Annotated in this window: 25 protein-coding genes, 2 tRNA genes and 2 pseudogenes; 9 read left to right on the plus strand and 20 right to left on the minus strand. The window is 69.8% G+C overall.

The window, feature by feature from the left end; all coding sequences use genetic code 11:
• The first annotated feature begins 184 nt into the window (after window positions 1-184).
• The 4 genes from ACH4S7_RS30590 (at window position 185) to ACH4S7_RS30605 (ending at window position 5,125) form a co-directional block, all read left to right on the plus strand.
• Window positions 185-589, plus strand: a complete 405-nt coding sequence (locus ACH4S7_RS30590; protein ID WP_398524588.1) for a PPOX class F420-dependent oxidoreductase — start codon at window positions 185-187, stop codon at window positions 587-589.
• 210 nt (window positions 590-799) lie between these two features.
• Window positions 800-2,200, plus strand: coding sequence for a cysteine--tRNA ligase (cysS, locus tag ACH4S7_RS30595; protein WP_398524589.1), 1,401 nt, complete (start codon window positions 800-802; stop codon window positions 2,198-2,200).
• Between the two features lie 98 nt (window positions 2,201-2,298).
• Window positions 2,299-3,249, plus strand: coding sequence for a 23S rRNA (guanosine(2251)-2'-O)-methyltransferase RlmB (gene rlmB / locus ACH4S7_RS30600; protein ID WP_398524590.1), 951 nt, complete (start codon window positions 2,299-2,301; stop codon window positions 3,247-3,249).
• A gap of 286 nt (window positions 3,250-3,535) precedes the next feature.
• Window positions 3,536-5,125 carry a DoxX family protein gene (locus ACH4S7_RS30605; protein ID WP_398524727.1) on the plus strand — a complete coding sequence of 530 codons (1,590 nt, stop codon included), beginning with the start codon at window positions 3,536-3,538 and terminating at the stop codon, window positions 5,123-5,125.
• A gap of 347 nt (window positions 5,126-5,472) precedes the next feature.
• On the opposite strand, the gene ACH4S7_RS30610 is transcribed toward ACH4S7_RS30605, so the two are convergent.
• From ACH4S7_RS30610 to ACH4S7_RS30620, 3 genes are all read right to left on the minus strand, one after another.
• Window positions 5,473-6,195 (minus strand): NDP-sugar synthase, encoded by a 723-nt coding sequence (locus ACH4S7_RS30610; RefSeq protein WP_398524591.1) that lies wholly within the window; start codon window positions 6,193-6,195, stop codon window positions 5,473-5,475.
• Window positions 6,196-6,233: 38 nt separating this feature from the next.
• Window positions 6,234-6,656: a hypothetical protein gene (locus ACH4S7_RS30615; protein WP_398524592.1), complete on the minus strand. Its 423-nt coding sequence runs from the start codon at window positions 6,654-6,656 to the stop codon at window positions 6,234-6,236.
• A 200-nt stretch (window positions 6,657-6,856) separates the two neighbouring features.
• Window positions 6,857-7,993: an ABC transporter ATP-binding protein gene (locus ACH4S7_RS30620; RefSeq protein ID WP_398524593.1), complete on the minus strand. Its 1,137-nt coding sequence runs from the start codon at window positions 7,991-7,993 to the stop codon at window positions 6,857-6,859.
• A gap of 176 nt (window positions 7,994-8,169) precedes the next feature.
• Here ACH4S7_RS30620 and ACH4S7_RS30625 point away from each other — a divergent pair.
• Window positions 8,170-8,243 (plus strand) — tRNA-Thr (locus ACH4S7_RS30625).
• 45 nt (window positions 8,244-8,288) lie between these two features.
• Here the strand turns inward: ACH4S7_RS30625 and ACH4S7_RS30630 are convergent.
• The 7 genes from ACH4S7_RS30630 to ACH4S7_RS30660 form a co-directional block, all read right to left on the minus strand.
• Window positions 8,289-9,680: a tyrosine-type recombinase/integrase gene (locus ACH4S7_RS30630; protein ID WP_398524594.1), complete on the minus strand. Its 1,392-nt coding sequence runs from the start codon at window positions 9,678-9,680 to the stop codon at window positions 8,289-8,291.
• Window positions 9,677-9,907 (minus strand): helix-turn-helix domain-containing protein, encoded by a 231-nt coding sequence (locus ACH4S7_RS30635; RefSeq protein WP_398524595.1) that lies wholly within the window; start codon window positions 9,905-9,907, stop codon window positions 9,677-9,679. Before ACH4S7_RS30635 ends, ACH4S7_RS30630 begins: the two co-directional genes overlap by 4 nt.
• Entirely contained in the window at window positions 9,904-11,319 is a 1,416-nt protein-coding gene (locus ACH4S7_RS30640; RefSeq protein ID WP_398524596.1) for a replication initiator, read from the minus strand. The genes ACH4S7_RS30635 and ACH4S7_RS30640 overlap by 4 nt, the downstream gene beginning before the upstream one ends.
• A gap of 96 nt (window positions 11,320-11,415) precedes the next feature.
• Window positions 11,416-12,030 (minus strand): DUF2637 domain-containing protein, encoded by a 615-nt coding sequence (locus ACH4S7_RS30645; protein WP_398524597.1) that lies wholly within the window; start codon window positions 12,028-12,030, stop codon window positions 11,416-11,418.
• Window positions 12,031-12,036: 6 nt separating this feature from the next.
• Window positions 12,037-12,525 carry a hypothetical protein gene (locus ACH4S7_RS30650; protein ID WP_398524598.1) on the minus strand — a complete coding sequence of 163 codons (489 nt, stop codon included), beginning with the start codon at window positions 12,523-12,525 and terminating at the stop codon, window positions 12,037-12,039.
• The gene (locus ACH4S7_RS30655) at window positions 12,516-13,421 is read right to left on the minus strand and encodes a hypothetical protein (RefSeq protein WP_398524599.1); all 906 of its coding nucleotides are present in this window, start codon (window positions 13,419-13,421) and stop codon (window positions 12,516-12,518) included. Before ACH4S7_RS30655 ends, ACH4S7_RS30650 begins: the two co-directional genes overlap by 10 nt.
• A complete protein-coding gene (locus ACH4S7_RS30660) occupies window positions 13,418-13,753 on the minus strand; it encodes a hypothetical protein (protein ID WP_398524600.1) in 336 nt (111 codons plus the stop codon). The genes ACH4S7_RS30655 and ACH4S7_RS30660 overlap by 4 nt, the downstream gene beginning before the upstream one ends.
• A 168-nt stretch (window positions 13,754-13,921) precedes the next feature.
• Between ACH4S7_RS30660 and ACH4S7_RS30665 the strand changes: the two genes are divergently transcribed.
• Window positions 13,922-14,383 carry a GntR family transcriptional regulator gene (locus ACH4S7_RS30665; RefSeq protein ID WP_398524601.1) on the plus strand — a complete coding sequence of 154 codons (462 nt, stop codon included), beginning with the start codon at window positions 13,922-13,924 and terminating at the stop codon, window positions 14,381-14,383.
• A 681-nt stretch (window positions 14,384-15,064) separates the two neighbouring features.
• Here the strand turns inward: ACH4S7_RS30665 and ACH4S7_RS30670 are convergent.
• Both ACH4S7_RS30670 and ACH4S7_RS30675 read right to left on the minus strand, forming a co-directional pair.
• The gene (locus ACH4S7_RS30670) at window positions 15,065-15,433 is read right to left on the minus strand and encodes a hypothetical protein (protein WP_398524602.1); all 369 of its coding nucleotides are present in this window, start codon (window positions 15,431-15,433) and stop codon (window positions 15,065-15,067) included.
• A gap of 17 nt (window positions 15,434-15,450) precedes the next feature.
• Window positions 15,451-15,684 (minus strand): exo-alpha-sialidase, encoded by a 234-nt coding sequence (locus ACH4S7_RS30675; RefSeq protein ID WP_398524603.1) that lies wholly within the window; start codon window positions 15,682-15,684, stop codon window positions 15,451-15,453.
• A 456-nt stretch (window positions 15,685-16,140) separates the two neighbouring features.
• On the opposite strand from ACH4S7_RS30675, the gene ACH4S7_RS30680 reads away from it, so the two are divergent.
• A complete protein-coding gene (locus ACH4S7_RS30680) occupies window positions 16,141-17,397 on the plus strand; it encodes a transcriptional regulator (protein WP_398524604.1) in 1,257 nt (418 codons plus the stop codon).
• Here the strand turns inward: ACH4S7_RS30680 and ACH4S7_RS30685 are convergent.
• A complete protein-coding gene (locus tag ACH4S7_RS30685) occupies window positions 17,378-18,040 on the minus strand; it encodes an HAD family hydrolase (RefSeq protein ID WP_398524605.1) in 663 nt (220 codons plus the stop codon). The genes ACH4S7_RS30680 and ACH4S7_RS30685 overlap by 20 nt on opposite strands.
• Before the next feature lie 125 nt (window positions 18,041-18,165).
• On the opposite strand from ACH4S7_RS30685, the gene ACH4S7_RS30690 reads away from it, so the two are divergent.
• Together ACH4S7_RS30690 and ACH4S7_RS30695 are read left to right on the plus strand one after the other, a co-directional pair.
• The gene (locus ACH4S7_RS30690; protein WP_398524606.1) at window positions 18,166-18,543 is read left to right on the plus strand and encodes a hypothetical protein; all 378 of its coding nucleotides are present in this window, start codon (window positions 18,166-18,168) and stop codon (window positions 18,541-18,543) included.
• Between the two features lie 279 nt (window positions 18,544-18,822).
• A tRNA-Thr gene (locus ACH4S7_RS30695) sits at window positions 18,823-18,887 on the plus strand.
• A 204-nt stretch (window positions 18,888-19,091) separates the two neighbouring features.
• Here ACH4S7_RS30695 and ACH4S7_RS30700 read toward each other — a convergent pair.
• The 7 genes and pseudogenes from ACH4S7_RS30700 to ACH4S7_RS30730 form a co-directional block, all read right to left on the minus strand.
• Window positions 19,092-19,349 (minus strand): annotated as a pseudogene (locus ACH4S7_RS30700) (phage minor capsid protein); the annotation flags it as partial.
• 128 nt (window positions 19,350-19,477) lie between these two features.
• Window positions 19,478-19,747, minus strand: a pseudogene (locus tag ACH4S7_RS30705) (phage minor capsid protein); the annotation flags it as partial.
• Window positions 19,748-20,148: 401 nt separating this feature from the next.
• Window positions 20,149-20,577, minus strand: coding sequence for a phage capsid protein (locus ACH4S7_RS30710; RefSeq protein WP_398524607.1), 429 nt, complete (start codon window positions 20,575-20,577; stop codon window positions 20,149-20,151).
• Between the two features lie 114 nt (window positions 20,578-20,691).
• Window positions 20,692-22,056 carry an HNH endonuclease signature motif containing protein gene (locus ACH4S7_RS30715; protein ID WP_398524608.1) on the minus strand — a complete coding sequence of 455 codons (1,365 nt, stop codon included), beginning with the start codon at window positions 22,054-22,056 and terminating at the stop codon, window positions 20,692-20,694.
• A 71-nt stretch (window positions 22,057-22,127) separates the two neighbouring features.
• A complete protein-coding gene (locus ACH4S7_RS30720; protein ID WP_398524609.1) occupies window positions 22,128-22,361 on the minus strand; it encodes a hypothetical protein in 234 nt (77 codons plus the stop codon).
• Window positions 22,358-23,362 carry a terminase large subunit domain-containing protein gene (locus ACH4S7_RS30725; RefSeq protein WP_398524610.1) on the minus strand — a complete coding sequence of 335 codons (1,005 nt, stop codon included), beginning with the start codon at window positions 23,360-23,362 and terminating at the stop codon, window positions 22,358-22,360. Before ACH4S7_RS30725 ends, ACH4S7_RS30720 begins: the two co-directional genes overlap by 4 nt.
• On the minus strand, window positions 23,359-23,805 hold the full coding sequence (locus ACH4S7_RS30730; protein WP_398524611.1) for a helix-turn-helix domain-containing protein: 447 nt from the start codon (window positions 23,803-23,805) through the stop codon (window positions 23,359-23,361). The genes ACH4S7_RS30725 and ACH4S7_RS30730 overlap by 4 nt, the downstream gene beginning before the upstream one ends.
• Window positions 23,806-23,935 lie beyond the last annotated feature (130 nt).

A 23,935-nucleotide genomic window follows, 5' to 3' on the forward strand; every position in this document is an offset into this window, starting at 1 on the left:
GGGCTTCCGGTCGGGGTCCCCCTCGGCGGAGATGGCCCCGGGCCCGGGGTAGCCCCTCCCGGCGGAAGATGCCCCCCCCGCGGAAATATCCGGTGGGTGTGGCGCGCTGCACACCGCGGGTACGCGTATGGCGATCACTCCACGATCAGCCACCGCTCCGCACACCACCAGAAGGGCTGTAGCCATGACCGCGACACTCTCGGACGAGCTCAAGGCACTCCTCGACTCCCCTGTCTTCGTGCACATCGCGACCATCCAGCCGGACGGCAGCCCCCAGGTGTCGCCGGTCTGGGTGAAGCGGGACGGTGACGACGTGTTGATCTCGACCACGATCGGCCGCCGCAAGGAGAAGAACCTGCGCCGCGACCCCCGGGTGACCGTCGTGGTGCAGCCCGCGGACGCCCCGTACACCTACGCGGAGATCCGCGGCACCGCCGAGCTGACCACCGAGGGCGGCCAGGAACTCATCGACGAGCTGGCGGTGAAGTACGTCGGCAAGAGGTATGCCGAGTTCAACCCGACCGCCGATCAGGACGACCCGCGGGTGGTCGTCCGGATCACCCCGCGCAAGGTCGTCGGTCGCATCTGAGCCGCGGACCGGGGACGGCTCAGGGGTCGTTCACCGGCCCGCGGGAGGCCGGGAGGGGTGCCCGCGGCCGGGCGGGGCGCCGCTCGTACAGTGGGGCGTCCACGATCCATACAGCCGTACAGCCGGCCCGGCCTCGTACGACATCACAAAGTTGCCCCCGCGGCCCGCAAGGGTCGCGGGGCACTGCCGTATGCCCACTACCCTTGTTGCGTGACTATTCGCCTGTACGACACCAGCGCCCGGCAGATCCGTGATTTCATCCCGCTCGTGCCGGGCTGTGTCTCGATCTACCTCTGTGGCGCGACCGTGCAGGCCGCACCGCACATCGGGCACATCAGGTCCGGACTGAATTTCGACATCATGCGCCGCTGGTTCGAGTACCGCGGCTACGACGTGACGTTCGTGCGCAATGTGACCGACATCGACGACAAGATCATCCGGAAGTCGGCGGACCAGAACCGTCCCTGGTGGTCGATCGGCTACGAGAACGAGCGCGCCTTCAACACCGGCTACGACGCCCTCGGCTGCCTCCCGCCCAGCTATGAACCGCGCGCCACCGGCCACATCACCGAGATGGTCGAGATGATGCGCGGCCTCATCGAGCGCGGTCACGCCTACGCCGCCGAAGGCAATGTCTACTTCGACGTGCGCTCCTTCCCGGGCTATCTGGAGCTGTCCAACCAGGACATCGACGACCTCCGCCAGCCGTCCGGCGAGGGCGAGACCGGCAAGCGGGACCCGCGCGACTTCGCGATGTGGAAGGCCGCCAAGGCCGACGAGCCCAGCTGGGAGACGCCCTGGGGCCGCGGCCGGCCCGGCTGGCACCTGGAGTGCTCCGCCATGGCGCACAAGTACCTGGGCCCCGCCTTCGACGTGCACGGCGGCGGACTCGACCTGATCTTCCCGCACCACGAGAACGAGATCGCGCAGGCCAAGGCGTACGGCGACGACTTCGCGCGGTACTGGGTGCACAACGCCTGGGTCACCATGAGCGGCGAGAAGATGTCCAAGTCGCTCGGCAACTCCGTGCTCGTCTCGGAGATGCTGAAGAACTGGAAGCCCATCGTCCTCCGCTACTACCTGGGCACTCCCCACTACCGCTCCATGATCGAGTACAGCGAGGAGGCGCTGCGCGAGGCCGAATCCGCGTTCTCCCGGATCGTGGGCTTCATGCAGCGCGTCTGCGAGAAGGCCGGAGGCCCGGTCGAGCCGGCCGCCGAGGTGCCGCTCGCCTTCGCCGAGGCCATGGACGACGACCTCGGCGTCCCGCAGGCCCTCGCCGTCATCCACACCACGGTCCGCCAGGGCAATTCCGCCCTGGCCGCCGACGACAAGGAGAGCGCCGTCGCCCGCCTCGCCGAGGTGCGTGCGATGCTCGGGGTACTCGGCCTCGACCCGTTCGACCCGCACTGGGCGGGTGAGACCGACGGCGGCGAGGATCTGCACGGCGCGGTCGACACGCTCGTACGCCTGGTGCTCCAGCAGCGCGAGGCGGCCCGGGCGCGCAAGGACTGGGCCACCGCGGACGCGATCCGCGACCAGCTCCAGCAGTCCGGTCTGGTCATCGAGGACAGTCCGGAGGGGCCGCGCTGGACGCTCGGCCCGCGCTGAGGGACAGTCCAGGCAGTCGACAATGTGCCGCCCGGCGCCCCGGGCGGCACACTTTCTTACGTACACGCATACGACGATGCAGGAAACAGGTAGCAGTCATGGCCGGGAACAGCCAGCGCAGGAACCGCCGCACGTCCAACAAGAAGGGCGCGCAGGTGGGCAGCGGTGGCAATCGACGCCGCGCCCTTGAGGGGAAGGGCCCGACCCCGCCCGCGTCCGCGCGGAAGGGGCATGTGAAGAACCGCGTCGCCAACGCCAAGGCCAAGCAGGCGAGCCGCCGCCCCGTCGCCCGCCGCGGCGGCAAGGGCTCGTCCGAGATGGTCGTCGGCCGCAACCCGGTCTTCGAGGCGCTGCGCGACGGCGTGCCCGCCACCATGCTCTACGTCCAGCAGTACATCGACAACGACGAGCGGGTCCGTGAGGCCCTCCAGCTCGCCACCGGCCGCGGCAAGCTCCACATCATGGAGGCGCCCCGCGCCGAGCTGGACCGGATGACGAACGGCCTCAACCACCAGGGCCTGGTCCTCCAGGTCCCGCCGTACGAGTACGCGCACCCGGAGGACCTCGCCGCCAGCGCCGCCGACCACAACGAGGACCCGCTGATCGTCGCGCTCGACGGCGTGACCGACCCGCGCAACCTGGGCGCGGTCGTCCGCTCCGTCTCGGCCTTCGGCGGCCACGGCGTCGTCGTGCCGGAGCGCCGCGCGGCGGGGATGACGGCGGGCGCGTGGAAGTCCTCCGCGGGCACCGCGGCGCGGACCCCGGTGGCCCGCGCGACCAACCTGACCCGGGCCCTGGAGTCGTACCAGAAGGCGGGCGTGACCGTCGTCGGCCTCGCCGCCGACGGTGAGCACACGGTCGGCGACCTGGAGGCCCTCGGCGGTCCGGTCGTGATCGTGGTCGGCAGCGAGGGCAAGGGACTCTCCCGCCTCGTCGGCGAGACCTGCGACTATCTGGTCCGCATCCCGATGCCGGGCGGCGCCGAGTCGCTGAACGCCGGTGTCGCGGCGGGCATCGTGCTGTACGAGGCGGCCAAGCGCCGCGCCTGACGCGGTCGCCCCGGGGGCCAGGCGGCCGCCGGGGACGGTCCCGCCCGAAGGGTTACGGAGCGGGACCGGATGGCGGGTACGCGGCGGGGCCGATGACGGCCCGCCACACCGCTCCCCGCGTGTCCGACCCGGCCCCGGGCCACTCTTTCGGGGCTCTCACCAGCCTTGACGGGTCTCGGACAGATCGGGCCCGTCACGGCAGTGTCCAAACCCCATGTCACTCGGTTAGATGAGTGTGGACACCAGAACGCCCCGGTCCGGGTTCGATGATCAGCCTGCGTTGAGCATGATCAAGGTCGACTGCGACCCCGCGCAGGTCATCGTGAACCACGCCAGCTTCCGGGTGCGGCTCGCACAGAGCCCGCGCCCCGCACGATCCTTCGCGGACACCGCCCGCGTCCCCGTCGTGGGCGCCGGGGTGGCGAGGCGCCGGGCGCCCGTCGTCTGGAGCGGCCGATCCGCGCCCGGGGACGTCGGCGCGACCGGCCTGCTCCAGGCCGTGCGGAACACCACCGCCGACCGCGATCCGTACGACCGCGATCCGTACGAACATGAGGGGTACGACCCCGGCTCGACCCAGGTGATCCCCCGCGTCGACGTCTCCGACGACACGCGTCCGACACCGGTCGTCCCCCCCGGCTCGCCCGGCAGACCGCTGCTGCCCCCGATGCGCCAGGCGGTCGGCGCCTACGACTCGTACGACCAGGCGCGGTACGGCGACGACCGGGACGCCCCGGACGAGCTGGACGAGATCGTCGGTGACGACGACCGCGAGCGGCGACAGAACGCCGACGCCGTGCGGCACGCCTACTACCCCGGCCGCCGGATGAACCTGGGCGTGGTGCTGCTCCCGCTGCGGGTCTTCCTCGGCTTCATCTCCATCTACGCCGGCATGGGCAAGCTCTGCGACCCCGTCTACTTCGACGGCGGCGAGCGCGGCTCCATGGTGAAGTGGCTCAACTCGCTGCACCCCTGGGCGCTGGCCGAGCCGCTGCGGGACTTCGCGCTCTCCCACCCGGTGGGGGCGGGGCTCACGGTCGCCTTCCTCCAGGTCGTCGTCGGGGTGCTCACCGTCCTCGGGCTCTGGCAGCGGGTGGCGGCCGTCGTCGGCGCGCTGCTGTCGGCCGCGCTGATCCTCACCGTCAGCTGGAAGACCGTCCCGGCGTACGACGCGCCGGACATCATCTATCTGGCCGCCTGGTCGCCGCTGATCATCGCGGGTGCTCCGGTGTACTCGATCGACGGGCGGCTCGCGAGCGAGGCGTGGCGCAAGCTGGGGCCGCGTTCCGAGCTGTGGGAGCTGCGCCACCGGGTGCTGCGGCGGGGTGCCGTCGTCGCGACCGTGGTGGTCGGTCTGACCCTGCTCATCGGATCGACGCTCGGCGGGGCGGTCCGCTCCACGGACCTGGTCACCGTGCCGGGGCCGAACCAGGACCCGACCAACCACCTGCCCGGCTCCCCGCTGCCGAAGGACAAGCCGAAGAGCGAGCGCAGCACGGCGGGCCCGAGCGGGTCCGGCGATGACGAGAAGCCGACGCCGTCCGCGACCCGGGGTGACGCCCCCGCGAAGGAGAAGTCGGCGGCGCCCACGGCGGAGCAGGAGACGGCCCGGGAGACGGGCCGGACCGCCGAGGACCGGCCGCGCCGTACGGAGCGCTCGGGCGGCAGCGGGGAGCAGCAGTCGCCGCGCGGCTCGGAGCCGGCGCGGCAGGAGGCCCCGTCGGGCAGCTCAGGTCCGTCGTCCAGTGGCAGCGGCGGCTCGACCGACAACGGCTCGGGCGGCGGCTCCGACAGCGGTGGCGGCTCCACCGGCGGAGGGTCGGGGAGCGGCGGTTCCTCGGGCGGCGGCAAGGTGATTGGCGGCCTGCTCGGCTGACCGTACGCACGACGGAGTTGACCGCACGCACGATGAAGGGGGGCGGCCACCGCACGGTGGCCGCCCCCCTTCGTATGCCGTCCTGTCCGCCGGGCTTCCCGTTCGTGCCGGACCGGATCCCGCTGGGGCCTGCCGGGCCGCTCAGCGCGCTGTGTCGGCCCCGGGGGCCCGGGATGCTTCGGCGGGGGGTCTGAGCGCCCTGGGGCCGCCCTCAGCCTCCTGTGCGTGCCCCTCTCAGCGAGGGGGGGCGGTCACCATCGTGCCGGCGGGGGGCCCGCTCCCGTACCCGGGCCCGCTCCCGTACACACATCGGCCGCGGATCAGCCGGGCACCACGCGCCGGGGCGGTCAACGCCCCTGGGCGGCCAGTTCCTTGGCGGCCTCGGTCAGGTCCTTGGCGGTGTCGATGGCCCGCCAGTAGGCGCCGTTGGGCAGCGGGAAGCCCGCCAGCCGGCGCTCTCGGGCGAGTCCGGGGAACGTGGTGCGCTCGTGGTCGCCGCGGTCCGGCAGCAGCTCGCGGAAGGCCGCGGAGAAGACGTACACGCCCGCGTTGATGAGGTACGGCGACGGCGGCGACTCGATGAAGTCGGTGATGTGGCCGAAGGCGTCGGTCTCGACGGCGCCCCAGGGAATCCGGGGGCGGGCCAGCGCGAGGGTGGCGACCGCGTCGCGCTCGGCGTGGAAGGCGGCCATCTCGCGGAGCGAGAACCGGGTCCAGATGTCGCCGTTCGTGGCGTACCAGGGGAGATCCGGGTCGGGGAGCCGGGCGGCGGCGTACTTGAGGCCGCCGCCGCGGCCGAGGGGTTCGGGCTCGACGACGGTGGTGACCCGCAGCGGCAGCTCGGTGTTCTCCAGCCATGTCTGGAGGACTTCGGCGAGGTGCCCGCAGGAGACGACGGCGTCGGTCACGCCCTCGGCGGCCAGCCAGGAAAGCTGATGGCCGATGATCGGGGTCCCGGTCCCCGGGATCTCGACCATCGGCTTGGGGCGGTCGTCGGTGTATGGGCGCAGCCGTGAGCCCTGGCCGCCCGCCAGGACCACGGCCTGCGTCGGATACGTAGGCGTATGCATGGCGTGAACGATATGCGGCGGGTGCCGCGAGGGCCGGGTCAGCTCCCCTGGGTCTGCTGGGCGACGCCGATGGCGAAGGAGGTGTCGCAGACGGGCTGGGAGTATGCCTGGGCGCGGGTGGGGCCGAAGCGGTCGACGGCGGCGCGGCCCAGGGAGCGGGCGATCGACATGCAGTGCTTGGCGAGCGACGGGCGTGCCTCCACCTCGCGCTGGAGGTGGGTCAGGGCGGTCCCCGGGTCCTTCTCCTGGAGCTCGGTGAGGAGCTTGTCGCGCAGGACGTCCTGGGGCGCGCGTGACTTCGCGCGTACGGAGACGTTCTGGGAGGAGGCGGTGAGGATCTGCGAGTCGCCGGTCTGCCCCGCCCACGGGACGCTGGTGACCGCGAGGGTTCCGGAGAGCACCAGGACGACGGGCAGAACGAGGGCGAGAGTGCGGCCGATTCGGCGTGCTGAGTGGGTCACGCGAGCGAGCGTAGCGGTCGGTGATGATTTGGCGACATTTAGTCACTCGCGCGGGGGACGGTTCGAGGAGCCCTTTCGAATCCGGAGTTGACGGTGCGTGTCGAATTATCCCGAGTAGGGCAGGAATCGGCGTGGAATCGTAAACACGGAACGGCCCCGCGGTGTGCGCGGGGCCGTTCCGGAGTGCGGGGTGCGGGGCGTCAGTCGGAGAGGCGCTCGCCCGTCGAGGTCGAGAAGACGTGCAGCTCGTTCGGGTGCGGGAGGACGTGCAGCTCGGCGCCCTTCTCCGGGACGGCACGGCCGCCGACGCGGACGACGAGGTCCTTGTGCTCGCCACCGACCTGGGCGGAGCCGTAGACGTATCCGTCGGCGCCGGTCTCCTCGACGACGTTCGCGGAGATGGCGAGACCGGCCGGGGCGTCCTGGGTGTCCTTGGAGAGCGAGGCGCCGGCGGCGCTGTTGTGCTCCAGGATCTCGAAGTGCTCGGGGCGGATGCCGACGGTGACGGTGGTGTCACCGCGGTCGGCGGCGGCGCTGAGGGCCTCACGCGAGACGGGGACGACGCTGTTGCCGAACTTCACACCGCCGTCGGTGATCGGCACCTCGACCAGGTTCATGGCGGGGGAGCCGATGAAGCCGGCGACGAAGACGTTGGCCGGGCGGTCGTACATGTTGCGCGGGGTGTCGACCTGCTGGAGCAGACCGTCCTTGAGGACCGCGACCCGGTCGCCCATGGTGAGGGCCTCGACCTGGTCGTGGGTGACGTAGACGGTGGTGATGCCGAGCCGGCGCTGAAGTGAGGCGATCTGCGTACGGGTGGAGACACGCAGCTTGGCGTCGAGGTTGGAGAGCGGCTCGTCCATCAGGAAGACCTGCGGCTCACGGACGATGGCGCGACCCATCGCCACACGCTGCCGCTGACCACCGGAGAGGGCCTTCGGCTTCCGGTCCAGGTACGCGCTGAGGTCGAGGATCTTCGCGGCCTCTTCGACCTTCTTGCGGATCTCCGTCTTGTTCACGCCGGCGATCTTCAGGGCGAAGCCCATGTTGTCGGCGACGGTCATGTGCGGGTAGAGCGCGTAGTTCTGGAACACCATGGCGATGTCCCGGTCCTTGGGCGGCAGGTGCGTCACATCGCGGTCACCGATGCGGATGGCACCGCCGTTGACGTCCTCAAGTCCCGCGAGCATCCGCAGGGAGGTGGACTTGCCACATCCGGAGGGGCCGACGAGGACGAGGAACTCACCGTCCGCGATGTCGATCTGGAGCTGGTCGACGGCGGGCTTCTCGGCGCCCGGGTAGACGCGGGTCGCCTTGTCGAAAGTGACTGTGGCCATGGTGTTGTGTCCCTCCACCGGCAGGAACGTGCCGGACGATCCGAGTAAAGGATTGGTGTAGTCCACCTGTGCGGACTGAGGGTGACGCTACCCGGCGTTCCCTGTTCTGTCAGTAACGGGAAGGGAACGAGATCCCCCCGGAGTGCGGCGCCGGGGTTGGTTACACTGCTACGGCTGCCTCCTTAGCTCAGATGGCCAGAGCAACGCACTTGTAATGCGTAGGTCGTCGGTTCGAATCCGACAGGGGGCTCTGTCGAAGCCCAGCTCAGACGGTGTCTGAGCTGGGCTTTTTCGTTCAGCGGATGCGTCGGCGGCGGCGGTCACGGGCGGATCGGGTGCCCGTGGTCTCAACGCTGGTCTCAACGGAGGGTTTCGGGCGCGGTACGAAGGTGTCGCCGATGCGGCGCATGGCGTCCTTGGTGAGGGTGGAGCGGCCTTTCACGTAGCGCTTGGTCTGGCTGATCTGGGTGTGGCGGAGGATCTCCATGATCGTGGGCATGTCGACTCCTAGTTCGTTGAGGATGGTGCCCGCTGTGTGGCGGCTGCCGTCGTAGAGACGGCGGTCGCTGATGCCCGTCTCGGCCAGAAGTTCTTTGAACTCTTGCCAGTCCTGGTGAGGGTCGAGGGGGCGGCCGTCGGGGCGGGCGAACACCACGTCGTGGTCCTGCCAGAGGTCACCCGCCGCCGCGCGGTCCGCCTCCTGTCGCTCCTTGTGCTCGATGAGGTAGGGGATGAAGGGCGGCGGGACAGGGACGGGCTGGCGGCTCTTCTTGGTCTTGGGACGGGTGAAGACGAGTCCGCCGTTCTTGCGGTCGGGGCAGGCGCTGGCGTGGCGGGCGCAGCCCTTCGGGCAGGGCTTGGGGCAGCCGCGTTTGTGGCTTTTGTGGGCGGTGCAGTCAGGCGGGCACGGGGCGAGCCGGTGGAGGCGGGTGCCGCAGGCGTGGGCGTCGGGGCAGCCGTGCTGCCAGGTGAGGCGCTGGAGCTGCCACTGGGGGTGGAGGAGTTCGTTCTCCAGATCGACGTACTTCCAGCGCAGGCCCAGGGTCTCGCCCTGGCGGAAGCCCATGCCGACGCCGACGATCCAGCGCATGGAGGTGGGGCGTCGTGCGGCGGCTTCCAGGAAGGCTCGGGCCTGTTCCCGGGTGAAAGGGTTTGTCTCGGTCTCGTCGGCGGACGGGGGGTCCACGAGGGTGGCCACGTTCTCCGCGACGATGCGGCGGCGGTGGGCGATCTTGAGAGCGCGGGACAGGATGCGGTGGACCTTCAGAACATGGGAGGGGGCGTGGCCCTCGTCCAGCATGGTTCGGTACGCCTTCTCCAGATGTTCGGGTTGGAGCTTGTCCAAGCGGTGGCGGCCGAAGCTGGGGATGATGTCGTTGCGGGTCTTGGACCAGTAGTCGTCCAGCGACCGAGGCTTGAGGGTGAGGCTGGCGATGTCGGTGAGGTAGGTGGTCATCCAGGTCGCCACGGTGGGGACGCGTCCGGCTTTGGGGGCGCGTTTCTCGTCCCGTAGCTTCTCCAACTCTCTTACCTTGCGCTTCACTTCGCGCTCGGTCCTGGCGCTGCGGTGCCGCCGGTCCGGACTGCCGTCGTTCTTGGCGCCCATGGTCACGCGGCCGTGCCACCAGCCATCGGAGCCCAGGTAGACGGACGACTCCAGGTTCGGCTTCTTGGGGCGAGGGCTCATGACTCCACCGCCCGGGGAGCGGACTCGGGTGCGAGGTCGGCCACGTAGCGTTCGAGGTCGTTTCGGCGGATGCGGCGGCAGCGGCCGACTTTGATGTACCGGAGTTCTCCCGCGGCCATCAGTTCGTAGACGGTGGAACGGCCGAGGGCGAGGGCATGGGCGGCCTCCTCCGGGCGGTAGAGGAGGCGGTCGGAGTGCACGGTGACCGGGGCGTGAAGGGTCGTCATGCGTCCGGACCCCCTTCGTGCTTGAACTGGAGCGCGAGCGTCCGTTCGTGGCGGACGGTCGCGGCCAGCAGGCGTTCGCCGGGGGTGTAGCCGGTGCCGAGGTAGGCCCAAGAGGATTCGGTCACCAGGGTCGTTGCGGTGAGGCCGAGGCGGACGCGGGACTGTTCGGTGCGCCAGGCGCGGCGGGTGTCGCGGAGGGCGGTCAGGGTGGTGGAGTAGCGGCGGGAGCGGGTGGAGAAGTGGCCCCGGAAGCCGAGCATGTGGGCCCACTTCCAGAGGCGGAGACCGGCGAACTCCGGGAGGCGGCCGAGTTCCCAGCAGGTGCGGACCATCTGGCGGGTGTGGCGTTCGGTGGCGAGGTGGCGCAGGGGTACGCCCTCACCGGTGCCGCCGCAGGGACGGCACGGGATGGTGCCCCGGGTGCCGCGTCCCCGGCAGGTGGGGCAGTAGAGGGGGTGGTCCACCGTGCCGGAGATCTCCGCGCCCTTGGTGGCGTACTTGGCGACGTACGCGGCCACGGCCCGGTCGGTCAGTTCCGTACGGCGGCCGAAGGCGGTGATCTCCCGTACGTCGAGCTGTTGGCCCCAGCGGATCGCGCGTTCGCCCACGGCCGGGGAGTCGAGGGCCAGGACGGCGCGGTCGGCCGCTTCCCGTACGGCGTGGATCAGGACGGTGGCCGTCGCCGACGGCGGTGGGGGCGCGGTGCTTCCTTCGGGGCCGTCGAGGCGCAGCACGGCGTGGAAGTGGACCAGGCCCCGCCGCTGGTATTCGGCGACCTTGGCGAAGGAGATCCGCAGATGGGATCGGAGAGCCCGTTGGGTCAGGCCGAGGGAGGCGGCGACCGCGCGCCGCAGATGGGTCATGAAGCGGGCCCAGAGCGCGGAGGCGTGGGCGTTCCAGAGCACGGCTCCGGCGTAGTCGTACGTCTCCGGGCGCAGTGGGGCGCCGAGGGCGGGGGCGCCGGCGGGGTGGTGTTCGCCGCAGCGGCAGGGACGGGTGGCGGGCCGGTTGTGGACCGGACCGAACGACGGGGCCGTGAGCGTCAGGAAGACGCGGGGGTGGTCGCGGACCGACTCCGGCACCGTCTTGCCACCCGTGAGGCCCGAGCGGATCAGGTGGAAGGTGTCGGCCGCGTACACCCGCGAGCAGGCCGGGCACCGGGAGGCGCGGCGGTTGCCGCAGGGGACGAGGAGTCGGCCGGTCGGTTCGTCGTCGGTGGTGAAGACGTGCAGGGCCTCACCCGTGGTCGCGTCGAGGGTGGCGCTGTGGCCGGTGAGCTGGATCGGGCCGGTACAGCCCGCGACACGGTCGACCTGGTCGCGGACGCGGTTGAAGTCGTGCAGGCGGGCGAGCCGTATGAGGTCGCGGACGGCGGGACCGGGGCGATGGTCCGGCGTTGGCGCGGATGCCATGCTGGCGGGGTCCTTCCAGGAGTGGTTGGGCACCCCGGCCGGGGGCGGTGAGCTTGCAGGCGGAGTCGTCCCCGGCCGGGGCGAAGAGGGTGTGGCTCAGTCGGAGAGCCGGGAGTGGGCGGCGGTCGCCAGCGGCAGGGCGACACCGAGTCGGGCTTTGAGCTGGGCGGGCGTGATCGCCGTGCCGTGCTGGAGCCGGTGTTCGTCGGCGATACGGCGGGCCGCGTCCAACAGCGGGGCCGGGACCGGTGGGGCCGGAGCCTGCCGGGTGGCCGGATGCTTGGCGGCGGGTGTCTCGGCCGGGGGCGTGTGCTCGCTGTGGAGGTGCCGGAGCAGTTCCGGGCCGACGTGCCCCCAGCCGAGGAGGAGCACGGGTGCCACCGCGTCCAGCGCGGCGCGGCCGTAGTGCCCGGCGAGGAGCGGTTCCGCGATGTTCAGTGCCAGCGTCAGCAGCCCGGACAGGTGCATGAGCCGGTTGGCCGACCGCAGCTCACGGGCCGGGAGCCCGCGCAGGGACAGGTGGCGCAGCGCGACCAGGAGGCCGATCACAGAGAGATCGACCATGGGCGCGATCAGTGGGGCGATGGAGTCGGGGACCCCGAGCCGCAGTGCCAGCGCCCAGACGTTGCCGAAGCTGAAGACGAAGGCGAGCGTGGCGATCACGACCATGACCACCGTGACGGTCCGGGCGGTGAGACGGTCCGGCGCCATGAGGGGTCACCCGCTTCCCACTGCGGGCGTGACATAAGTGAGGAGTGCGGCCGGGTCGTGGGTGAGGTGCGCGGACCGGGCCGCGACGGCGGCGGCGTCCGTGTCGGAGACCTCGGGGGTACGGACGCGGGTGAAGCCCTCACGCCCCTGCACCGTCATGACGGCGACGCCCACGTACACCGGGTCCAGCAGGTGCACCGGGTTGGCGTCGGGCCAGTCGCGGATGGACTCGCCGAGCGCCGCCACCGAGGCTTCCATGGTCTTCTGGGCGAAGCTCAGCCCCACCGGGCAGACGTCCCGGATGAAGGTGGGGATGGCGTCGCCCGTCGCCTTCTGGGTGGCGAGTACGGTCACGATGCCGACGCTCCGGCCCTTCCTGACCAGGTCCTCCACCAGCCGGGCGTTCTCGGCCGCGAGGGAGGCCAGCTTCTTGGTCGCCGGGTCGGTGCCCCTGTGGTCCCGCAGGAAGGTGTGGGCCTCATCGATCACGAGCATGACCAGGGGCCAGTCCCGTTGGGGACCGACGTGCCACATGTTCCGCACCCCGAGGACGGACCGGATGGCGGTCGACCGGTCCCGTCGCAGCCGTACGAGCTTCTGGAAGAGGGCGTTCGCGTCGGCCGGGTCGTCGCCGACGAACGCGAACAGCCGCTTTTCCAGATCGGCGTAGTCGCCCTCCGCCGCCGTCGACGCCTTCCCGTCCGCCACGGCGATCTGTACGGCGGGGAGGCCGCCAGGTCGCAGATCAGCTTGTAGATCAGCGAGGTCTTCCCGAAGCCGGGCAGACCGGCCACCGTCACCCCCGGCACGTTGGCCAGGCTGACCACGACGTCTTCCGCGTACTCGTCCACACCGAGGGCCCAGTGGCTCAGGTCCCGGGGCAGGACCGGGGTGTGGTGGGTCGGCGCGGCCAGCGGATCGCGCCGTACCGCGCGTATCCGGAGATGCCCGGGCCCCTCACGGCTCACGACGACCCGCGTCGACCGCCAGGCGTCGGCCAGGTACGGGGCCGCCCGCTGGAGTTCGGCCAGCCCCACCCTCGGCAGACAGGCCATGCGGACCTGGACACCGAACGCGTCCGGCCGGACCTGGATCTTCGGAACCAGGACGCGTGACGACGCGGTCCGGCCCGGGGGCGTGAGCAGGGCCGTGAGCCCGGTGGGCGTTCGGTCGACCACCGACAGCCCCGCCATCCGCGCCAGTCGCGGCCAGCCACGGCGAATGCGCGCGGCCTGCCGGATGCTCACCCGGGTCATGGTGTCGGCCCGCAGATAGCGGACCAGCCAGAACGTCACCCATCCGGCCAGCACCGCCGTACAGAACACGGCCATGGTGGCGACCACGGAGGCGATGTCGCCGATCGGATCACCGGACGCGAGCCAGCGAGTCACTGGGCCAGCTCCAGGGCGTCCGCGCGGTAGGCGACGCCGTCACTGAGCTGACCGTTGAAGATCCGTGCCCAGGGGATGGCGACCAGTCCGACCGGGCGGACGGGCTGACCCGGGGGGAGGTCCTCCGGGACCCCGGTCGCCGGGATGGTGATCTTCAGGACGTCGGCGCGGCCGTTGGCCATCTCCACCACGCCGATGGTGTGGAGGGTCTCTCCGGTCTCGCGGTGGGTGGCGACCTCACCGGTCTCGGGGTTCTTGATCTTCGGTACGGACGGGGTCACCACCATGAAGGAGGCGCCGACGATGTTCATGGGGATCTGGCGCATGGCCATGGATCAACTCCATTGAGAGGAAAGGGATTTGCTCCCGAGTGGAAGTGATCCAGTTCTACATGGAGCGCTCTAGATCAGTCAAGGGTGATCCATGGCGCTCTGGATGATTGACGGGTTCAAGTCCCGCATTTCTGTCTGGTGCGGTCTAGAGCGCACTATCCTCGGCCCATGAGCCTGCCGACGAACGATCCCCGACCGCCGTATCTGCTGGCGGCCGACCGGCTGCGCGAGGAGATCACCTCCGGTCGGCTCAAGCCAGGCGACCGTCTGCCGTCGTCCAGGGATCTCAAGGACAGCCTCGGCATCGCCAACGCCACCGTCCACGCGGCCCTGCGGGTGCTGCGGGATGAGGGGCTCATCTACTCCGTGCACGGCCGTGGGAGTTATGTCTCCGATCCGGCCGCCCGGCCGGAGGCCGATCCCCTGGCTGAGTTGGCCGCCGCGTTCGCCGGCGATTTCACCGAGCGGGAGAACAAGGCCACCGCGGGAGACCAGTCCCCGCTCACCGACATCCTGTTGACCGTCCGTGATCAGCTCCAAGCCATGGCGGCCGAGGTGGGTGAACTCAAGGGTCAGGTGACGGCCCTTGAGGCGAAGGTGGAACGGCTGGAGCGGAGAGACGATCGCTGAGCGCCGCCAGGCGGATGCGCAGCTCCGCCAGCTCCTCGCGGGTGCTGACTGCCAGTTGGGTGATCTCTGCCAGGAGGGCACGGTCCTTCTCGTTCACGGCAGCACGACCAGGACGTGACGCGTCCAGACTTTCTTTACTGGATCAAGGCGGCCCGCAGACGCGGGCCGCGCGCGCCAGCGGCCCTTGGGCCGCCGCCCGCTCCTGTCTCGCGCCCCGCTCGCGTCGGCCCGGGCCGGGCGCGCACATCCAGCGACCGGAGGCCGGGGTCCGGTGGCGGGGGCGGACGGCCTACGCGGCTTTACCCACCTGTTCGGCCCGGGGCCCGCGTCGGACAAGGCCAGGGGGCCACTCGGACACATTGCGGGCAGGGGTGAAGCCTGCCCGAGCTGCCGGGAAGCGTACGGCCCCCTGACCATGCCCGACCCCAACCCGAACAGGACACCGGCCAAAGCCGCTCCGGCCGACCGCGCGCTCAGGTGCGCCGCCATGTCGGTCGTACCGCCAACTTCCCTGTCTCTTCCGTACATTCGTCGGTCCTCTCTCGGGCGCATGGGTCGGGCAGTGCCGTACGAGAGAACGACAACCACCCCGGTACCATCGGGCACCAGGGTCCTGAACAGGGCTCTTGACCGGACCACCCCGGAAGCTGTCCAGGCGAGGGGTGGTCCGGTCTTGTCGTTTCAGTGGTTCGTGATCGCTCCGGCCGATCCTTGGCGTGGGGGCCGACGACATCGTTGGCCGAACCGGAAACCCTGACTGTCGTCCCGCGGCTCCAACTCCCAGGTGTGTCCGCCGCCATGTCCGGCGAAGTGACAGCACGGCGCCGAGTGGGGTGGAGGGCCCTGGGATTCACAGTTGGGCAGGCTCACGAGGTACAGCGTCGTGCCCAGCCATCTGGCCCAGAGAGCGGCGCCGTCCGTCGTCTCGATCACCGCGTGGTGATCACCGGTCGTGTGCTTGTCCAGGACGCAGAGGACCAGGGTGCTGCGGGTGATGTCCGACAGAGGGCCGTCCGTGGTGGCCACCAGTACGCGCGGAAGGCTGCCCACGGCAGCGCAGTACCGGGTCACGGCCGCCACTCGATGACCGGTGCCAGACCGAACCGGGAAGGAATCGCCGCTCCGTACCGGCCGACGCAGCGCACGCATTCGCAGTCCGGGTACTTCGACGGGTTGTCCAGGAGGTTCACCAGGTCGCCTTCCCGGACGACCGAACGCGGCCCCCAGGTCTTCCCGGAGTCCCGGGAGACCCGCAGCGTCATCAGGGTTCGGGGATCGCCGCCGGCGTTGGAACGCCTCATCCGGCCCACCTCAACAAGTCGCCGGGGTACAGGTCGGGAACCCCGCGTGCGAGATCCCGCCGCCGCTCGTACGCCAGGAAGTACGGCCGGATCAAGTCCACCTCGTGACCGTCCAGCGGAGGTAACGGCGGCGGCGGACCCGGCGCCGCCCGTACGGCGGGACGAGGTGCTTCTACGACCGGACGAAGCGCCGCGAGGGGGCACGGGCGTCCTGGCGGAGTGGGCAGCAGGAACCGGAGTATCCGGATGAACCGAGGAATGCGCAGGGCCACGGCGAGACTCCTCCAGCAGGAGAACGGGGTAATCCAGACTGGCCGTCGCCACCGGCACATACGAGGGCTTACGGAGGACTTCAGGTGTCATAGAGAAGGACTTTGACGGACCCTCACCAACGAGAGGATGACGAAAGAGGACGTGTTGTGGGACCTTCGAGTCACAACCTGATCGGAGGTGCCCGTGTCCCGTCCAAGCGGAAACATCCGCCTCAAGAGCGCCCGCGTCGCCGCTGGGTACGCCTCACAGCAGAGGCTTGCGGAGGCGATGACCGCAGCAGCGCCAGAGTTGGGAATTCGTGGTCTGTCCGTCGGGGTGCGGCAGGTACGACGCTGGGAGTCGACCGCTCCTCCGTGGCCGCACCCGGACCATCGGAAGCTGTTGACCCATCTGCTCCGCCAGGACCTGGAGCAGCTTGGTTTCACCCCACCGCACGACCAGGGCGCGGAGCGTCGTGCGGCCGTCACCAACATGGCCGCCATGGGGCTCTCCCCGGTGCCGAGGTTGACGGCGACACTGACGCAACCCGCCTCGGTGGGCGACGACTACGAAGCCGTGACCCGGTCCCACCGGCGCCTGTACTGGTCCGTCGCCCCCGCGGTCCTGCATCCCGTCGTCATGGCCCACGCCACGATGGGAATGGCGCTCCTGCCCGAGACGACGGGGGCGACCCGTCACCGCGTGGCGGCGGCACTCGCGGAGTCCTGCCTCCTCGCGGCCCGGATGGAGTTCTTCGACATGCGGCAGCCGGAGGCCGCCGGCGACACCCTGCTGAAGGCCCTCCAGGCAGCCGGCGAGGCGGACGATGCCCTCATCGGCTCGGCCGTTCTCGCCCACTCGGCCTTCATCCCGGGGTGGGCGGGGCGCCGGGAAGAAGCGCTGGAACGGATAGTCGCCGCCAGGACGTACGCCCGGCGCGGTCCCGCGTCGGCGGAGTTCCTGGCATGGCTGGACGCGGTCGAGGCCGAGTGTGAGACCAGGTGCGGGGAGACCCGTACGGCTCTGCACCTGATCCGGCACGCGGAAGACGTACTGGCGGTGGAGTCGGAGCACCCCAACCCGAGCTGGATGGACTGGTTCAGCCCCGTACGGCTCGCCGCGTTCAAGGGGAACACCCAGCTCGCGGCCGGGCACCTACCGCAGGCGAGGGCGACCCTGACCGCCGTCCTGGACGGACTGCCCGAGTCGGACGACAAGCAGCGCACGGTGATCCTGGGGGACCTCGCGGCGGTCGAGGTCGCGGACGGGCGCCCGGAGGCCGCGTGTGCGTACGCGGTCCGGGCGCTCGAACTCCTTGCCACGGCCTGGTACGCGACCGGCATGGACCGCGTGCGCGAGGTCAGACGGGCACTGGCGCCCTGGCAGCACGAACGGTGCGTTCGTGATCTGGACGATCGGCTCTACGGGTGGTCGACGACGCTCAGCGCTCTGTCGCGTTGAGCTTGGCGATCTGTTCCGAGAGCTCCAAGAGGCTGCCGATCCGCAGGGTCGGCAGCTCCTTGGCGTCCGGGGTGTTCCACTGGATGGTGGCCCAGGGACCACGCCGGATGAGGGCGGTGGGCATACCAGCCGTGATCGCGGGCCGAATGTCGTTGTCGACACGGTCACCGACGTACAGGGTCTCGGAGGCCGCGTACGGGACCACCGAGGAGACCCGTTCGAAGAACGCGGGGTCGGGCTTGGAGGCGCCCCAGTCGTCACTGGTGCCGATCAGGTCGACATCATCCGTGAACAGCCCCCGCAGCAGCCCTCCGGCCCGGACGGTCTGATTCCCGGCGATGCCGAGCCAGAGCCCGTCCTGCCGGAGCCGCGCCAGCGCGGGGCGCACGTCGGAGTACAGATCCTCTTCACCGAAGTGCTCGGGCTTGCCCGCCGCCGCCCGCCGCTCGCGCTCCTCGGTGAGGTCGAAGCCGGGACGGATCTCCTGGAACGTCTCGCGGTAGTCCCGCCCTTGAGCGATGACCGCCCCGAACATGGCGGCGAAGGTATGGCGAGGGACCCCCAGCCAGTCCGCCCAGGTCCCGTACTCGCGCGTCTCGTCCACGAGACACTCGCCGACATCGAACACCACTGCACGAATCATGGGGCGATCCTATGGGCGGCGGCTGGCCTGCGGGCGATCGACAGCGCGTCGGAGCGAGGTATACAAGCAGGGTAGACGGACTGTATGAAGTGCTCCTGACCCCCGTATCCAAGAAGGAGAGTCGCATGCTCGGCAGTGGCAAGACCCTGAGCAGCTTCAAGGTCGGAGACAAGGTCACGGTCAGAGCACCGAGCGACAGGCCCTTGTTCCACCACGGGTCACACGGGACGATCGTCACCATTGGCACCAAACGGGTCCATGTCAGGATGGACAAAGCGGCGTTTGAGAACCATGACGGAGAGGTGGCGAACTTCCTCCCTGACGACCTGGATTTTGGACATGTCGGAACGCCGCGGAACTCCGATCGTGTTAACGACGCCTTCACTGCCATGAAGCTGGCAGCCGGGGCGGATCTTGTGGCTGTGGCGCTGGATGCTGGCGTCATCACCGCCGAGCAAGGGGAACAGATCAAGGCTGCGTGGGCCACTCACTTGCAGTCGTGACGTCGCGGACGGGCGCCAGCTCAAGTCGCGCCCTCGGTGTGTCTAGCCGCTGACAACGCGGACGAACGACGCCCGGTATCTGCGGACGCCAGCGCACCATCGCAGCAGGTGAGAGCCAGAGCAACCCGAGGTCAGGTAGCCGCCCAGGTTGCTTCGGGCCGAAGCGGTCTCAGTCCTGGTCTCGATAGTCGCCGCATCCCCAGTTGACTGTCCGTGTCCGCATAAGGCCGCAAGGCGGTCTGACCAGGAAGTTCGTCGTGTTGGAGGACGTCGGTGGATGCCCTTGGAGCAAGATCGAACAACTTGTAATGCGTAGGTCGTCGGTTCGAATCCGACAGGGGGCTCTGAAGGACCCCGGGACGCACTTGCTGTGACCTGGGGTTTTTCGCTTTTCCGGGGCAATCGGGGCGGAGCTCGATGGTCTTCACGTCGCCCTGCGTGCCCATTGCGTGCCCATCCTGTTCGGCCTTGACCACGCGCGCGCCGTCGGGACCGTCGAGCGTGAGGATCTTCCCTTCCCACCGGGTGCAGAGCGGGCACTCGTGCGGGGCGTCGCTGACGACGACGAGATCGAGGTCGGCGGCGCGCAGCCGGTCGGCGTGCGCCTCGACGGCGGCCCGCCCGGTGCTCGTGCGCACGGCCATCTCGGCGTAGGTGGTCATTGACCACGTACGGCCGGCCTTGTCGATGAATGCGCCGATTCCCCTGTCTGTGAGCTGCTGCACCGCGCGCTGCGTCGCCTGCCTGCGGGTGTCGATCCCGAGCAGCGGCGTACCGGTGACGGTGGCGACCACCTTCCGGTACATGTCCTCCACCGCCCGGAGAATCCCCCGGTGTGTGGCGGGGCGGTCACGAGCTGCACGGTCTCGGCGGCGAGCCGGTCGATTGCCCGTGTGATCGGGGTGACGTCGGCCGCGCGACGGGCGTCGGCGTCCGACAGCGCCCCGAGCTCGGCCAGTCCCGAACGCGTGCCGACGTTGTATGCCTCGGCGACGGAGTCGAACACCTCCAATGGCATGGCTGTCGCGAGGGCGTCGACAACGGCCTGCGCCGCGCGGCGCAGCGGCTGCACCGCGGCGAGTTTGGTGACCGCCCACCCCGGGGTGTCGTACCCGTCCGCCAACTGCCGCGCCATGATCTCCAGCAACCGCAGCTCGGCGTCGGCGTAGAGATCACGTACACCTGCCGAGAGATCCTCAGCCATTCCGGGGTGGATTGGCACGCCTAACCCCCAAATTTCTCACTTGAGGGAAAGGTGTCCATAAGGACTTAATGGGCTGTGTTATGTGGGTCACATTCTTATCGCTAATGTACCCGGAGGGTTGCAGGTCACCCCGGGCCCTACTTGCTTCACCTGCAAGTTTTGGATCTGGCGACGTCTTTAATGCAACCTGCAATCCAATTAAGCAATTAGCGCTTGACGCAGTCCACTCACTTTTCGCCTATGGTCTATTCGCATGGGAAGTGAATTGCAGATACTCGCCGCAACTGGCCCCTTTTTCGGCCTTGTCGCCGCGCTGCTCATCGTAGCGCTTGCGCATCCCGAGCCGCAGGTCAGGCACCGTGCAGAGCAGCTCTTGGCCATCATCTTTCGGGTGGGGGGCGTCACATGAGAGTGCCAGCCTGCATGGGGTCGGGAACAGTGGCGCCGGATTCCAAAAGAATCCGGTCGGCCTCTTCCTGGACAGATGTCGAGCTCCACTCTGGGTGCAGCATCCGGACCTTGGTCAACACGGATACGGCCTGTGCCTGTTGAAGCAGGGACAGGGTCTGTGCGAGCGAGGATGTGTCCTCGCTGACCGTGTCGCCGAATGTGATCCTCGGCCGCTCGGGCACGATGCGGGGGCGGAAATACTGCTGGTCGAGCAGCAGCATCACGAGCAGCATGTCGACGACCGGCGGTGACCAGTAGCGCACCTTCTTTCCGCGGGTGGTCATGGACCGGTGCTCGCGCGCCTTGACCTCGGTTGCTGTGACGGCCGCGACATGATCGCCGAGCCCGAAGGTCTGTACCGAGTAGCCGGCGCTCTGCACGGCCTGCCGGGTGATTGCGGTCGAGGTTCGCTCGTGCTCGTCGACCCTGATCGCGAACTGCGAGAGGGTGATCTGATTCCCGCCCTGCTCGGTGGGCGGGATGTTCAGCAGTTGTCAGATTTCCCGGTCTTCGTCGAACGAGGCACCTCTGCCCGCGCCGTGGTCGCGCAGGTACCCGTCGGGCACGAGCAGCCGCGCGCGGGCGAGCCGCAGGTCGCGAATCCACGATGTCCATGTCGTGTCGAGCACGTCGAACAAGTCGTAGATCGGAGTGCCGTAGTCCGAGCGGCCGAACACCGAGCCGAGGTTGCGCCGGTTGGGCCTGATGTTGGGGCAGTAGGCGGCGGTGAGCTGTTCGATCCCGGTCTCGATGGCGTCGCCGTCCGGGCCGAGAGAGGCGGCCAGGTCGGCGACCTCGGTGTGCTCGGCCAGCGGCACACGGACCCCGAGGGAGTCGGCCGAACCCTGGTAGAGCCCGTGCAGGACGCGCCCCGGCTCATGCCGTTCGAGGTGTCGCCACACGATGGCCGAGGTCGAAGGGAGCTCGTGCCAGAACGTCACCGCCGAGAGGTGGCCCCATCGGAATTCCGGCACGGCGGCGTCGGGGTGGACGCTGGTCAACAGGGGCCGGTCGGCGAGCGAGCGATCCCAGGTTACGCGCAGGTACACCGAGCCGAGTGCGGCGGCGACCTCGGCCGCTTCGAGCAGGGTGTTCGCGATGCCGTCGGACTCGGCGAGCTCGTCGAGCCGGTCCTGCGTTGCGGTGTCCGTCGCGGTGAGCGTGGGCGGCTCGGAAAACAAGAGGTCAGCCGAGGCCCCGGCGATGTCGCCGGGCAGCGGGATGTGCAGCCGCTGCTCGCGCGTACCGGTGTGTTGCTGCCGGTCGCGCCCCCACAGTCGGCGGCGGCCGTCGTGGCGCACGGGGTTGTCGCGGTAGACAGTGGCGAGCTTGTCGTGATCGCCGCTGTACCAAGCGTCGTCGACCTTGATCTCGGCGTAGTGCCGGGCGAGCTGCGGCGGCGGCGGCCACGCGACGCCGCTATCGGGCAGGGGCACGGTGCACCCCCCCCGCCGTCGTCTCGTTCGGGCGCGCGCTGCCGTGCAGCGTCGGCAGTGCCGGGTGCCGTTGGGGGCGATGTAGGTCGTCGACGTGTCGAACCGATGCCCCCGGACGCAATGCGTCTGCCGGGCACGGCGCGCGGCGGGGGACACCCCGCGCAAAACATTGGTCCGGTGGCTGACCACTTCGAGATGGTCCGGGTTCGCGCAGAGCCGGCGGCGACACAGATGGTCGATCACGAGCCCCTCGGGAATCGGCCCACGGGTCAGGGTGTAGGCGGCCCGGTGCGCGTACTGCGGATGGCCGTTCACCTTGAGCTGCCCGTCCCCGTTGGGCTTGACGTGCCCGGTCCAGTCCCAGCAGCCGAGGGGGCCGTCGACGATCTTTGCGAGGAACCGATCGGTCAGCTCGGGGCGCACGCGTCACCCCCTCGACGTTCAGGCCCCTGGCCGCGACGGCGTCCCGGGCGGGGGAGGGAAGGGAGGGATGTTCAGGCGGCGGTCGTCAGCAGACCGCGCCACTCGTGCGCGGTGCTGTGGATCACGTACCTGAGCGCATCGACGCTGTGATCGTTGACCTTGACCGGACGGTCCTCGCCACGCGCGGCGGCTTCGTCCGACCACACGTACTCGGGGAGCTCGGCGAGCAGCCCCTCGCACGACTCATGGATGAGCAGCAGACCGGCGTCGAGGACGCTCGCCACGGACCGGATTCCGTCGATCACGTCGTTCCGGGCCTTGGCCACCCCAGGGTGTCCGTCCGCCCACAACTGTGTGGAGAAGCTCGACGCGCTTGGGTCGACGAACGTCCACTCGGGACGACGTCGAGCTCGTCGAGCCATGACCGCACGGCGCGGCTGTACTGGGCGTCGGTTAACTGCCGATGCTGTGCACGGGAGTCGTGCCGCCATTCGCTCGTGACGTACAGGCGCCCGTCGTCGCCGAGCCCGAGGGCCAGCGCGGCGAACGGGTTCACGGTGCCGTAGTCGACCCCGGTCCAGTACCGGCGCATCGGGGGAAGCGCGGTCACGACGTGCTGTTGCTCGTCGTAGCAGTCGTAGATCGCGCCCTCGGCGATCACCCATGCGCCGTCGATCACCCGTCTGCGCCAGAGACCGGAATACTTGGCGGACAGAGCGGCGACGTACGCCGAGCTCAGGCTCGGATTGTCGGCGAGGCGGAAGTGCCACGACGCGAGGTCGAGCTCGGCGGCGCGGTCAAGGTAGTTGACCTTGGGCCAGTGTCTCGGTGAATCAGGATTCGTGGTGCCGAGCAGCCGCGCCCCGGGAACGGACAGTCGCGCGAGCAACTGCACGAAGAACGCTTCGGGGAGCAGGGTCACCTCGTCGCAGTAGGCGAGCGAGGCGGTCAGACCGCGCAGCCTGCCCTCGGCCCGAGCGTCGCTCGCACCCACAAGGTGAACGACGCGACCGAGGATGACCGCCGTCGTCGCGCCCCGGGTGTGGCGCACCTCGGCGGCGACCGGCCCGAACAGGCTTGGGTCGGCGAGTGGTTCGAGACAGTTCCGCTCGATCGTCTGGAGACTGCGCCCCACGATCAGGATCAGCCCAGACGCCGGCGCGCCCCGCACGGCCAGAAGGAAGGCGAGCAATGACGCGATCGTCCTTCCCGAGCGCACGCTGCCGTGCCACAGACAGATACGGGCGGTCGCCTCGCGGATTGAGCGAACCTGTTTCTCGGACAGGGGCGGCGGCGAGGCGATCACCCCCCGTCGGCGTCGCCTTCCGGTGGCCCGAGCAGGGCGTCGGCGAGGCGGTCGAGCATTGAGCCCCCGGTACTTCCGGTGGCTGTCTGACGGGAGAGCTCGGCGACCTTGGCGTGCACCTTGGTCAGCGCGCGGGCGGCGGTGGCATGGTCGCGTGCGTCGCGCGCCGATGCGGCCGTGCTGACCCGCTCGACCTGACCGAGCGCGCCGTCGAGCGCGTTGTCGGCGAGCTGCTGGCGCCGCACTGTGGCATCGGAGCGACGGGCCTCGGTAGCGGCGGCGACGCGCGCCCCGCCGCTGAACGCGAGCCCCTCGGCGGCAGCGATCTTCGAGACGGTGGCCGCGCTGCGCCCGGTCTCCCGGGCGATGGCGTTACGGGACTTGCCCTCGGCGTGCAGGGTTCGGACTGCCTCTCGGTCGGCGTCCGTGATCGGGTCGGCCACGGGAACACCTCCCATGGTTGGACACGCGAACGCCCCGACGCACGGGGTGCGGCGGGGCGTTGAGTTCGGGGATTGTTTCCGGGCACGCCGGAGGCGCTCCCCACGTTAGGTCACAGATTGATAACGGTCA

This window comes from Streptomyces sp. NPDC020965, from assembly GCF_044333555.1.
Classification (GTDB): Bacteria; Actinomycetota; Actinomycetes; order Streptomycetales; family Streptomycetaceae; genus Streptomyces.

Bases quoted from the DNA above. Each gene is read 5' to 3' on its own strand.
- ACH4S7_RS30590 (WP_398524588.1), top strand. From the start codon at position 185: ATGACCGCGACACTCTCGGACGAGCTCAAGGCACTCCTCGACTCCCCT.
- rlmB (WP_398524590.1), top strand. From the start codon at position 2,299: ATGGCCGGGAACAGCCAGCGCAGGAACCGCCGCACGTCCAACAAGAAG.
- ACH4S7_RS30605 (WP_398524727.1), top strand. From the start codon at position 3,536: ATGATCAAGGTCGACTGCGACCCCGCGCAGGTCATCGTGAACCACGCC.
- ACH4S7_RS30610 (WP_398524591.1), bottom strand. From the start codon at position 6,195: ATGCATACGCCTACGTATCCGACGCAGGCCGTGGTCCTGGCGGGCGGC.
- ACH4S7_RS30620 (WP_398524593.1), bottom strand. From the start codon at position 7,993: ATGGCCACAGTCACTTTCGACAAGGCGACCCGCGTCTACCCGGGCGCC.
- ACH4S7_RS30630 (WP_398524594.1), bottom strand. From the start codon at position 9,680: ATGAGCCCTCGCCCCAAGAAGCCGAACCTGGAGTCGTCCGTCTACCTG.
- ACH4S7_RS30635 (WP_398524595.1), bottom strand. From the start codon at position 9,907: ATGACGACCCTTCACGCCCCGGTCACCGTGCACTCCGACCGCCTCCTC.
- ACH4S7_RS30640 (WP_398524596.1), bottom strand. From the start codon at position 11,319: ATGGCATCCGCGCCAACGCCGGACCATCGCCCCGGTCCCGCCGTCCGC.
- ACH4S7_RS30645 (WP_398524597.1), bottom strand. From the start codon at position 12,030: ATGGCGCCGGACCGTCTCACCGCCCGGACCGTCACGGTGGTCATGGTC.
- ACH4S7_RS30650 (WP_398524598.1), bottom strand. From the start codon at position 12,525: ATGCTCGTGATCGATGAGGCCCACACCTTCCTGCGGGACCACAGGGGC.
- ACH4S7_RS30660 (WP_398524600.1), bottom strand. From the start codon at position 13,753: ATGGCCATGCGCCAGATCCCCATGAACATCGTCGGCGCCTCCTTCATG.
- ACH4S7_RS30665 (WP_398524601.1), top strand. From the start codon at position 13,922: ATGAGCCTGCCGACGAACGATCCCCGACCGCCGTATCTGCTGGCGGCC.
- ACH4S7_RS30675 (WP_398524603.1), bottom strand. From the start codon at position 15,684: ATGAGGCGTTCCAACGCCGGCGGCGATCCCCGAACCCTGATGACGCTG.
- ACH4S7_RS30685 (WP_398524605.1), bottom strand. From the start codon at position 18,040: ATGATTCGTGCAGTGGTGTTCGATGTCGGCGAGTGTCTCGTGGACGAG.
- ACH4S7_RS30690 (WP_398524606.1), top strand. From the start codon at position 18,166: ATGCTCGGCAGTGGCAAGACCCTGAGCAGCTTCAAGGTCGGAGACAAG.